Origin of the sequence: Dakarella massiliensis (assembly GCF_001182045.1) — a bacterium.
Classification (GTDB): Bacteria; Pseudomonadota; Gammaproteobacteria; order Burkholderiales; family Burkholderiaceae_F; genus Mesosutterella; species Mesosutterella massiliensis.
In genome coordinates, this window is sequence record NZ_CVTY01000006.1 from 16,012 (window position 1) to 28,592 (window position 12,581).

At 59.1% G+C, this 12,581-nt stretch carries 2 protein-coding genes and 1 pseudogene; 1 reads left to right on the forward strand and 2 read right to left on the reverse strand.

The genetic code is table 11. The features are described from left to right. Window positions 1–17: 17 nt before the first annotated feature. On the reverse strand, window positions 18–6,863 hold the full coding sequence (locus tag BN1936_RS04040; RefSeq protein ID WP_049686717.1) for a hypothetical protein: 6,846 nt from the start codon (window positions 6,861–6,863) through the stop codon (window positions 18–20). Between the two features lie 1,056 nt (window positions 6,864–7,919). Next, window positions 7,920–10,445, reverse strand: a complete 2,526-nt coding sequence (locus tag BN1936_RS04045; RefSeq protein WP_232422062.1) for an excinuclease ABC subunit UvrA — start codon at window positions 10,443–10,445, stop codon at window positions 7,920–7,922. Between the two features lie 482 nt (window positions 10,446–10,927). On the opposite strand from BN1936_RS04045, the pseudogene ppk2 reads away from it, so the two are divergent. Further along, window positions 10,928–12,139 (forward strand): annotated as a pseudogene (ppk2, locus tag BN1936_RS11260) (polyphosphate kinase 2); the annotation flags it as partial. Between the last annotated feature and the right edge of the window lie 442 nt (window positions 12,140–12,581).

The following is a 12,581-nucleotide window of genomic DNA, read 5'->3' on the forward strand; positions in this document are numbered from 1 at the left end:
GAACCCGAAGTCGTCGTTTAATTCGCAGCCAAGTAATCCGCGACGGCCTTACCCGTGACAGCATTGGTGTCGTTCGACGCGATCGTGCCGGAAGTAAAGCTAGAGATAGTGTTCCCGGTTCCGCCGATCGTGATATCGCCGACATTCACCTGCGTCGCGGAAAGCGTGCCGTTGATCGTGGCGGCTGTCGCCGTAATCCCAGAGGAGCCCCAGGTGTTCCCGGTGCCAAGCGACAGAGCCGAGGCATTCACGGTCCCCGTTGTAATCGTGTTTCCGGAAACCGTGGTCTGATTGCCGACCGCCCCGACTGTCAGCTGCCCCGCAATGTCCGCTTTCGACGCGGTGAGCCCGGTGTTCGTGAGTGTGTTTCCGGAACCGGCGCTGAACCCGGTCGGGGTCACTGTCGCGGAGTCTGTTCCCTCTTTCACGGTGAGACCGGAGGACGCGAGGGTCGACCCCGTGGCAGAGGTGCCAGCCAATACCGTTCCGGTCGTTGTGAGACCGGAATCCGTAAGACCCGACGCTCCGGTCGAGAAGGATTCAGACGTTACCCCGCTTCCGGTGATCTTCGTGTTAGACGCGGTATCCCCGACCGTTACCGAGGTCGCGGCTGCCACGGTTGTGTACGAGGGGTTCGCGGAGGTCGAAATCGTGAGCGTTCCGGTGCTCGAGAGCTCGGCGCTGAGGTTATCGTCCGTCGCGTAAGTCAGCCCCCCATTCGGATTCACCTTGTAAGTGGTGCTGCCCACCTTCGCGGTCCAGCCGGAATTCGCGGTGGTCGTGTAATTCTGCAGCTCAGACCACACCGCGCCGCCCGAGACAGCATCCGTGCTGTTCTGCGAGATAGAGCCTGACGTGATATCCGTGATGGTCTTGCCGTTCAAATCAAGACCAATCGACGTGATGCCGACGCCGCCGATTGTCGCGGCGGTCGCCGTGATTCCAGTGGATCCCCAGGAGTTTCCTTCGCCAAGCGACAGAGTCGAGGCATTCACAGTCCCTGTTGTGACCGTATTTCCGGAAATGGTGGTCTGATTGTCAGACGTACCGACCGTCAGCTGCCCCGCTATATCCGCTTTCGATGCGGCGAGTCCCGTGTTCGTGAGTGTGTTCCCGGAACCGGCGCTGAATCCGGTCGGCGTCACCGTCGCGGAGTTCGTTCCCTCTTTCACGGTGAGACCCGAGGACGTGAGCGTTGAACCCGTGGCGGATGTACCCGCCGTCACCGAACCGGTCGTTGTAAGGCCGGAATCCGTAAGCACCGACGCCCCGGTCGAGAAGGATTCAGACGTTACCCCGGTTCCGGTGATCTCGGTGTTCGAGGTCTCATTCCCAACGGTCACAGAAGTCGCAGCTGCCACTGTCGTGTAAGAGGGGTTCGCGGACGTGGAAACGGTCAGAACACCCTTATCACTCAGCGCGACACTGAGGTTCGAGTCGGTTGCGTAAGTCAGCGCCCCATTCGGATTCACCTTATAAGTGGTGTCACCCACCTTCGCGGTCCAGCCGGAATTCGCGGTCGTTGTGTAATTCTGCAGCTCAGACCACACCGCGCCGCCTGAGACGGCATCCGTGCTGTTCTGCGAGATAGAGCCTGACGTGATATCCGTGATGGTCTTGCCGTTCAGATCGAGCCCCGTCGACGTGATGCCGACGCCGCCGATTGTCGCGGCAGATGCGGTGATGCCGTCCGTTGTATTCCAGGTGTTACTGGTATCAAGCGACAGCGTCGAAGCGTTTACGGTGCCAGTCGTAATGGTGTTACCGGAAACCGTGGTCTGACTGCCTATTGTTCCAAAGGTCAGAGTCCCGGTCACAGCGGCAGCGCTGGCGGCGAGTCCGGTGTTCGTGAGACTGTTTCCGCTCGTTCCCACGGTGAGACCGGAGGCGTTGAGCGTTGCCGTATTGGCATCCGTCCCATCAGTTGTCACCGTGAGACCGGAGGACGTGAGCGCCGCGCCGGCGCTACCGCTGCCTGTCGCGTTCAGCGTCCCAGTGGTCGTGACCCCTGCGTCACTCAGCGAGGTCGCCCCGGTCTGAACCGTTTCTGTGGTGACTGTACTGCCAGAGATCGTGGTCTCGCTCCCCGTCGATCCCACAGTCACGGTCCCGGAAACCGCGGCCGATGTCGCCTCGAGACCTGAGGTGGTCAGCGAATTCCCCGTTCCCGCCGTGAACCCGGTCGAGGACACACTCGCCGTATTCGTGGCGTCCTTCACCGTGAGACCCGTGGAGGCAAGCGTCGAACCCGCCGTGGCGGTGCCAGCCAGTACAGTACCGGATGTGGCAAGACCCGAATCTGTCAGAGAAGAGTCTCCGGTCGAGAAAGTTTCCGCCGCGACTGACGTATAGGACGGTGTCGCGAAGGTCGATACTGTGAGGGTGCCGGCGTCTGAAAGCGCGAGGCTCAGGTTCGAATCCGTCGCATAGGTCAGCGCGCCGCCAGGAGCCACGTGGTAAGAGCTCGTTTCTCCAACTTTGGCGTTCCACCCCGCGCTCGATGTCGGCGTGTAGCTCTGGAAATAAGACCAGATAGCGCCGCCCGACACCGCGTCCGTACTATCCTGCGCGATGCCATTCGTTCCTGCGCCGAGCCCTGTGATCGGGCTGCCGGCCATATTGATGCCGCTCGAATTCCAAAGCATCGAACTTCCGACCTGCACCGCGTTGGTGTTCAGCCGGGTCGCTTTGATAATGCCGGAAGATGCCGTAAGGGAAATATTGGGATTCCCATTCGTCAGGCCAAGAGAAATCCCGGTGTCTGATATCGACGTATTCCCAATGGTGAGGGAGCCTGTGCTTCCCAGATCCACGTCTTTCACGAGCGACACGGTGAGCGTGCCTTTACTGGAAGCAACCGAGATATTGCCGGTCGACGCGGTTTCACCCGAGTCCGCCCCGCCCTTGATTGTCACCGTATTCGCGTTCTTCACCATCGAGGTGCCCGTGTCACCCGCGAAGGAAATATTGGAATTGATCAGCTGAGCGACGTTCACCGCGTCGGTATCTAATTTACCTGCGGCGACATTCGTAATCTGACGCGTGATCGAATTCGCGGAAGAACCGACAGAGAGCGCCGCGCGGCTGGATCTCCAGGTGGAGGAGGAAGAGCTCGAATTCGCGCCGCTCGGGTCCCAGCCCTGGACCCCAGAGAGGATCAACGCGACGGACTCACTTCCGATCGCGATCGAGTTCGCCTGATTCGCGATGGCTCCCATGCCGATTGCGGTAGACCCTGCTCCGCCCGCCTTCGCGTTGTAACCGATCGCGGTCGCCGACGCCATAGTTTCATTGCCGGCAGTTGCCCCGTAGCCGATCGCGGTGGATTGTCCCGAGAGGGCTTTCGCCTGATAGCCGATCGCGGTGGAACCGTTAAGCGAGCTGCCGGCCGCGCTCGCCTGATAGCCAATGGCAGTCGACCCCGTCATGGTAGCCTGGCTTGCCTGACCGATGGAGACCGATGACGTGCCGGTCGCCTTGGCGCTGTCGCCGACTGCCACCGAGTCTGAATAGGTCTTTGCGGCGGCCGCCGCGTCAGAGTACGCGTACGCGCTGCGGCCGATAGCGACCGCGTTGGTGCCGGCGGTCGAGCCGTAGCCGTAAGCTGTGCCGCTTCCATACGCCGTGGTATTGGTACCAACCGCGGTGCCGTAACTCGCTTTCACCTGAGCGTTGTCTCCAATCGCGACGAGTCCGATGAGGTCGTTATACGTGCCGCCTGTCGGATTGATGATGACGGAGTTCGAGGAGTCGGAGCTGATCCCGTTTCCCAGCATGATGAGGCCAGTCGCCGCGGTTGCCGAGTCCCCCGCGGTATTCCCGTTCCCCATCACAATGGAGTTCGTCGCATTGCCGACAACAGAGTTGTTGTACCCGATCACCGGAACGGACTGCCTGGCGCTCGTGTACACCATGCCGTTATCGTAGGTAAGGCCGGAGTCGGTCAGCGTCACGGTCCCAGTGTCAAAGGTTTCTGAAGTCACGGAACCGGCTGACAGCGCTCCGGCAATCGTCGCCGCGGAAGCAGTGAGGCCAGATGTCGTCAGCTGGTTATCCGCGGATCCTGCCTGGATACCGCTTGACGTGACGGTTGTCGTGACCGCATCCGGGTTATCCGTATTGGTGCCCGAAGTGACGGTCAGTCCGGAAGAGCTGAGCGACGCGGCAGCAGCCGTCGTATCCGTTTCCGCTTTGACCGCGTTTGCCGTAAAGGTGCCGCCGGTTGTGGATACACCCGCATTATCGAGCGCCGTGGCACCCACTGTGAGGCTCCCGGTGCTCCCGAGGTCAACATCCTCGACAAGCGAAAGCGTCAGCTTTCTTCCATCCTGGGTCGTAAGGATATTGCCATCCGCTGTGACTGCGCCCGTCGCTGCGTCACCCGCGATCGTGAGGGTTTCGCCATTCTTGATCGCATAGCTGCCGGTGTCGCCCGCGACCTTAATGTTCGAATTCTTGAGCTGAGCGACGTTCACCGCATCCGTATCCGCCGTTCCTGCGGCGACATTCGTGATCTGGCAGGTGATAGCGGCCGTGTGATACGCGTTTTCATTCGCCTTCGCGCCGACCGACACCGCGCCGTCAGTCGAAATCCAGGTGGATCCGGACACAGTGTCGCCCGTCGGATTCCATCCCGTAACGCCGGACGCGGTCGATGCGACCGAATTGATGCCAAGCGCCACTCCGTTTTCCGCGCTCGCGATGGATTCGTGACCAATCGCGCTCGCACCAACAGCAGTAGCGGCAGCGCCGCGGCCAATCGCGACCGTATCCTCAGCAGTGGCCCTGGTGCCGTAACCGATAGCTGTCGCGCTGTCCCCGGTCGCGTTGGCGTCAGTGCCGACCGCGACCGAACCGCCGTTCTGGGTGAGGTCATTGGTCGCAGTATTAATCAGTCCCGCTTTGCTTCCATAGCCAACCGCGGTGCTGTTATCCTGCGCCGCCGCCTGGTAGCCAAAAGCCGCGCTGTTTTCCCCGGCAGCCGCTTCCGCCCCGACCGCGGTCGCGCCGTTATACGTCACATTGGCTCCGGACCCGATCACGGTGATGTTGCTGAGATCCGTATACGTGCCGCCGGATGGGTTGATGATGACGGAATCTGTCGCGTTGGTAGAGACTCCGCTCCCAAGCAGGATGAGATCAGAAACCGTGGCATTCTCAGATCCAACCGTATTTGTGCTGCCAAGCACGATGGTGTCGGAAAGCGTGCTACCGGAAACTGAATTCTGATAGCCGATCACAGGGACCGTCGTGGCTGCGCTCGTGAACGCGACACCATCCGAAATCACCAGACCTGACGAACTGAGAACCGCTTTCGGAGCGGTGGTTCCCTCCTCAGCCGCGGCCTCAGCCGTAAAAGTGCCGGCAGTCACGCTGCCCGCTGTCCCAAGATCCACATCCTCGACAAGCGCGACAGAAAGGGTGCTGTTCCCCGTGTCGCTGTCAGACGTAATGCCGACCGAGATGTTGTTGCTCGTGAGCGTCTTATCCGTCGCACCGCCCGTGACCGTCAGCTGCTTTGAATTGAGCACCCGCGCGGCTGTCCCGGTGTCCGCCGCGACCGCGATATTGCTTGCCTTCAGCTGAGCGATATTCGCGGCATCGGTGTCCTCCGTACCAGCGGCGACGTTAGTAATCTGACGGGTGTAACCGAGCGTCGAATTACCGATAGAAACCGGTCCATCAGTGGATTCCCATGCTGAAACCGTACTTTGTGCCCCGGTCGGTTTCCACCCTGCGACACCAGCCGCGGTTGTCGCGTTTGAATTAATACCGAGTGCCACAGAGTTCTCAGTCCACGCATGGGCGTCATGACCGAGGGTGGTGCCGCCAACCGCGTCTGAACCAGCACCGCGGCCGATAGCCACAGAATTGTTTTTGGTCGCCGTGGCTCCATAGCCCAGCGCTACCGCGCTGTCACCTGTCGCCTGCGCGGTGGTACCGATAGCGACCGCGAAATTAGTTGAATTTTCAGCCGAACCGGCATCACTCTCGTAGCCCATGGCGAGGCTCGATATCGTGGCCGTCGCGTCATAACCAAAGGCCGCGCTGCCCTGCCCAGCCGAAGCTCCATGACCTACGGCAGTCGATTCGCCGGACGTAACCGTTGCGTCTGCGCCGATCACGACGATTCCGTCCATGGCGTTATATGTGCCGCCTGTCGGTGAAATGATGACGGAATCCGTGGAATTCGTTGTGGTATTGCTGCCGATCAGGATCAGGTTGGAATCGGGGGTGTCACCCGCCCCCACCGTGTTGCCGCTGCCGATCACAACCGAATTGGCAGTGTTCGCGACAACCGTGTTATTGCTGCCAATCACCGGCGTTGTGGCGCTCGAAGACGTGTAAGTCATGCCATTCCCGAGCGTGAGAGCGGTGCCGGTCAGAACCGACTGGGAATCGTCGTCGCCCACATAGATGGAGTCTCCCGCGGAGACTGTACCCGTGGTCGATATGCCATCCGGAGTGAGTGAAGAGGACGAATCCGTGCCGCCTGTAATGCTGAGACCTGCAGAGCTAAGCAAAGCCTGCGGAGTATAGGTATCACTTTCCTGCTTCGTCCCGGTTATCTTGAGACCGGATGTCGAAAGAACGGAATTCCCTGCCGTAAACGATGTCCCGGTGACATCGTCATTCAGATAGAGATTGATCGTGTTGGTGTCGTCATTTAACGACATGACGATATTGGAGTCCCGCGCTACGGTGATGGTTTCGAGCACCTGGATCTGCATCGAACTGGTCTCAGTTTCTGTCCCCGTCTCAGTCGATGTTTCAGTCGATGTCTGCAGCGTGAAGGCATAAGCCGGCACCGCCGGAACTGTCACAGCGAGCGCCGCGATCACAAGCGCCCGGATGAGACTCACCTTGCCAGGGAAGGGATCTGATTTAGGTTTCCAGGATTGGGAGGTACGGGGTGGACGGACCGGAGTCAGCCGTCTTTTACGGCTCTGTCCCGCCGAAAACTCACTTTTAACTGTCCCCAAGAGCCGATTCTCTTTTGTCATTTCAGCTCCTCCCCCTTATCTCTGTGCGGGGCCCAGGTCAGGGCTGCGGTGGTTTCCGGTCTACACGGCGGGCTTCAAGTGTTTACTTGTTCTGAAACCTGTCAAATAAGAAGAATCAACTCCTTTTCAGAAGGGAAGCGCATTCTGCAGCTCTTATGTCAGTGGTTTAAAACACATCTTTTTGAGCATCACTGGGCCGTTAATGTATTACATAAGTTACTTTTGTCTTTATTTTTATCCGATCAGAAAACATATCGATTGATCAAATAAAATTAACAAAAGTAAACTTAACATCACCTATATTATCCACTGTTTTTATAGGGATTTCACAATTTTTTCTCTTTATACTGCCAAAAAAGGCGTACGCAATTCTGTGATTTTCGAAAAGTTTATTCGTGACAAAGTTTCACTACTGGATACCGGGGTCAGAATCAATGCATTAAAGGCAATTACAGATACGCGCGAAGAGACAGCCGCCCCCCTTCAGCCGGGTTAAACCCTGCCGGCCTTGCGCCTTTCATCCGGACATAATCCGATTTAAGTCGCGTGAAAATGCCATCTTGTCAAAAGTCATCTGCAGGCAGGCGTTCTCCATTCGTCCCCTGATGAACCCCCAACAGGAAAACCGCGGAATCCCTGCCTCGGTCTCACTTAAAGGCCCGCAAACGCTCTTCTCCTGAAACGAGGACTTTTAAATCCCGCCATCCTCCGGAACCTCTCCAGACCCGATCCTGAGGAAACCGTCGGAAAATCCAAACTCCCTTCCCTTCTTAGGGACTGATTTCACGCGATTCTTTGGTTATGAAATCGCGCTATTCGCTCTACCTTGGTATATATTGGCGGGAAAAAGAGACGGGGCAATCGGACTCCCCTCCGCGATTCGGGAAGAAGAGTCCCCGCAGCCCCTAAAGCGAATCAGATAAACCGCCCGGTGACGCTTGCCTTCGTGTGTTTGATGTCGTCCGGCGTCCCTTCAGCCACAATACGGCCGCCCTCGTCTCCGCCGCCCGGACCCATATCGACGATCCAGTCCGCGTTCCGGATGATATCGAGGTCGTGCTCAATGACGATCAGCGTCGCCCCGTGGTCGATGAGAGACGAGAAAACGGAGAGGAGCGTCATGACGTCAAGCGGGTGGAGCCCGATCGTCGGCTCATCGAAAACGAACACCGAGTCCTCCTGCGTGCGCCCCATTTCGCTCGCGAGTTTCAGCCTCTGCGCTTCGCCTCCTGAAAGTCCCGGGGTTTCTTCCCCTAGCGTCAGGTACCCGAGTCCAAGCTGCGAAAGCACCTCAAGCCTCGGGCGGACGTTCTTCATATCGCGGGAAAAGCTGAGCGCCTCTGTGACATCCATCGCCATGAGTTCGGGGAGGGACTTCTCTATTCCCTCTTTATTCGCGGCGCGGATCGACTCCGCCGCCTTCGAGTACCGGCTCCCGCGGCAGCCCGGGCACGGAATGTCGACGTCCGGCAGGAACTGCACGTCGAGACTGATTTCCCCCGTGCCGTCACACACGGGGCAGCGGAGCTTCCCGGTGTTGTACGAAAAGTCGCCCGCTTTGAAGCCCGCGGATTTCGAGGCTTTCGACCGTCCGTAGATCTTCCGCAGCTCATCATGAATCCCGGCGTACGTCGCGACGGTCGACCGGACGTTGATCCCGATCGGGGTGGAGTCGATGAGTTTCACGTGCTCAATCCCGGGGGCCGCCACTCCCTTCACATGCTGCGGAAGTTTATTTCCGGACAGCATCGCCTCAAGCCCTGGGATCAGGGATTCCAGCACCATCGTCGTTTTGCCCGACCCCGAGACTCCGGTGACCACTGTCATCCGGCCCTTTGGGATCGTGACATGAAGGGGCTTCACGGTGTGGATCGGGAGCGTGTCCATCGTGATCTCGCCTTCCGAGAAAATCTCAGGCTTCGGAATCACGGGCCTGACGCGCCGCTCGTAGGTCCCGGCAAGGAACGGGCCGATCCGGGAATTTTTGTTTCCGGCGATCTCGTGCACCGTCCCCTTCGCGATCACGTTTCCGCCCTTCGCCCCGGCGACCGGTCCCATCTCAATCACCCAGTCGGATTCCTTCAGGATCTGCACATCGTGATCAACGAGCACCACACTGTTCCCATCGTGAATCAGGTCATGGATGACATCCGTGAGCCCCACGATATTCGAGGGGTGAAGACCGATCGAGGGTTCGTCGAGCACATAAAGCACGCCGGTTGTCCGGTTGCGGACCGCGCGGGCTATCTGCATCCGCTGCCGCTCACCGGTTGAGAGGGTGTTTCCGGCACGGTCAAGCGACAGGTACGAGAGCCCAAGGTCGACGAGCCGCGCCGCGACCGCGAGGAACGACGCGCAGATGCTTTCCGCCATGGGGCGCATTTCTTCCGGCAATGACGCCGGCACCCCCTTCACCCAGGGGATGAGTTCCGTGAGTGTCATCCGGCACGCGGCATCAAGCGTAATTCCCCGCAGCTTCGGAGCCCGGGCGGCTTCGGAAAGACGGCTCCCCCCGCAGTCCGGGCACGCGTCGAACTTCAGGAACTTCTCAACCCGCTTCATTCCCTTATCGTCCTTCACCTTGGCAAGCGCGTTTTCCACAGTTTTCACGGCGCTGTAATACGTGAAGTCGAGTTCCCCGGCGGAGTTGGAGCCGTTTTTCGGCCGGTAGAAGATGTGTTTCTTCACCATCGGGCCGTTATAGACGATGTCCTTCTCTTTATCCGTCAGATCCCGGAACGGGACATCGGTCCGTACGCCCATCGCGCGGCAGACATCGGTCATGAGTGACCACATGAGACTGTTCCAGGGGGCGACCGCGCCTTCATCAATCGTGAGCGACTCATCGGGCACGAGCGTCGCGAGATCGACGGTATGCACGATCCCGGTGCCGCCGCACTTAGGGCACGCACCCTGGCTGTTAAAGGACAGCTCTTCCGCGGACGGCGCGTAGAACGACTCCCCGCACTCGGGGCAGACGAGCGGCTTCCCCGCCGCCACCGCGAGACTCGGGGGCACATAGTGACCGTGAGGGCAGCGGTGGGAGGCGAGGCGCGAAAACATGAGGCGGAGGCTGTTCAGCAATTCAGTCCCGGTCCCGAAGGTCGAGCGGATCCCCGGCACCGCGGGGCGCTGATGGAGCGCGAGCGCGGCGGGAATATAGAGCACCTCGTCCACATCGGCTTTCGCGGCCTGCGTGAGACGGCGTCGCGTATAGGTGGACAAGGCCTCCAGATACCGGCGGGAGCCTTCGGCGTAGAGCACGCCAAGCGCGAGGGACGACTTCCCGGACCCCGAGACGCCGGCGATCCCGGTTATTTTCCCGAGCGGAATATCGACATCGATATTTTTGAGGTTATGGACGCGGGCTCCCCGCACCTCAATATGATCCGGGGGAGTCTCGGCCATCGCTGTGTTTAAACCCTTTTTCGCTGCTGTCATCTGTTGCTCCACTCCCCCTTTCAACTTCTCTTTCTTTCCTGGGACCCGGGGAAAGGAAAACCGGCCGCCCTCTCCTCTCTATATAGAGAAGCGCGCCCGAGGATCCCCTTTCACGCCGTTCCCTCGTTACGAAGACAGGATACCAGCGTGAAAACGAAGTTCAAGAACCGCGCGTCACTCTGGGAGTCTGGACCGTCGGCTGACGCCCCCTGCCCCCGCGGTCCTTCCATCTTCGGGAAACCGGGCCGAAACGCCTTTTGAAGACACAGTATTTCACTTCGCTCTCTGCGTTAGAAAAAAACGCTTCAGACATTTTTATCATGCAGCACGAGCTCAAAAATCCCCTCCGATCCCTCACAGATCACGGTTTTTCGGCGTCTTTACATGCATATTCCGCAAGATGCCAATTAACGCTATGTTCCTCTGAGATGATAGGGACTAAAGTAATACATAACGGGTTGCAACTTTTGGAGAGTAACTGAATGGCAGATAAGAAAAACGATTTCAAGGCGATCTCTGACCGCGTGAACAAGGTCGCCGCGAGCCAGGCCGCGAAAGCAGTGAGCTCCGCCCGCGCCGTGAAGGAAGAGCGGCAACGCCTTCAGACCGAAGCCGAGGAAGAACTCGGCGTCGCTGGCAGCACGAGAGGCGGGGACGTGAAGAATAACCTCAGCATGGAGCGTGACGTTCGGTACACGACGCCTGAAGGCGCGATGAAGTTTGAGACAGCGGACCGCTCAAGCTCCGCTGTCGGCCGCACGACGAACTTCATCCGTGAGGTGGTGCTCGAAGACCAGTCACCGTCTGACCGCGAGAAGATCCTGCAGGGACTCCTCTCCGCGGAAGTGAAGGATGAAAAGGGCCGCGTTGTCTCCACCCGCGGGATCAACCCCGATATTGAGCTTTCCGAAGACTGGGAAAAGGGCGGCTACCCCTATAAGAACCACCTTCGCCGCAAGGTCTATGAAACCGAGAAGTTCAAGCTCCAGGTGGAACTCCTGAAGCTGCAGGCCTGGGTGAAGAAGACCGGAAGCCGGGTCGTGATTCTCTTTGAAGGCCGCGACGCGGCAGGCAAAGGCGGCACGATCACCCGCTTCATGGAACACACGAACCCCCGCGGCGCGCGGCTCGTCGCTCTCGATAAGCCGACCGCCGCCGAGTCCGGCCAGTGGTACTTCCAGCGCTACGTGAAGCACCTCCCGACCGCGGGCGAAATCGTGCTATTCGACCGCTCCTGGTACAACCGCGCGGGCGTTGAGCGCGTGATGGGGTTCTGCACCGATGAGCAGTATGAGGAATTCATGAAGGAAGTGCCGGAATTCGAACGGTTCCTCGTTCACTCCGGGATCTACCTCATCAAGTTCTGATTCTCGGTGTCGCGCGAAGAACAGCGGAAGCGCTTCAAGGAGCGTCAGGTTCACCCGCTGAAGCGCTGGAAGCTGTCGCCGGTTAATCTCGCGTCGCTCGACAAGTGGGATGACTACACCCGGGCAAAAGAAGCGATGTTTGAGAAGACGGATACCGTGGAGTGCCCGTGGACCGTTGTGAAGAGCGACAATAAGAAGCGTGCCCGTCTGAATGCCATGCGTTACGTCCTGAACACGATTCCGTATGAAGGGCGGGACGACAAGATGGTGGGACCGGTTGATCCGCTGATCGTCGGCCGCGCGACCGCGATGAATGAAGCGGCGGAATCTCTCAAAGCCCTCCGTTCGCTTCGCGAGCGTCAGCTGCATAGCATGATGGCAGCGGACGCCCATAAGACGAAGTCCCGGAGCCGCAAGGCGAAGGCGAAGACCGCGTCCAAAAAGAAGACCGCGGCAAGCGTCGAACCCGCTCACGCGTCGGACGCCTCCGATAAGGCAGTTGAAAAGAGCGCCTCGCTCTCCTGACCGTCATAAACGTCACCCCTAGCACAGTTTTGTGACAGGGGTGTGACCGATCGGGCCGGATCACCGGAATTTCCGGCGATCCGGTTTATTTTTACAGGATCATGGTATCCGCTCTTGCAATCCGGGGATCTTCAACTAGAATTCGATCGGAATCCATGGGATCCACGCGTGGGAGACGGGCGTCCGGAAGTGAAACCGGACCGCGGCCATCGATCTCCCTTTTTCCGACCTCTTTTTTTAAAAG

Excerpts from the sequence above, each read along its gene's own strand:
- BN1936_RS04045 (WP_232422062.1), bottom strand. The coding sequence starts at position 10,445 with ATGACAGCAGCGAAAAAGGGTTTAAACACAGCGATGGCCGAGACTCCC.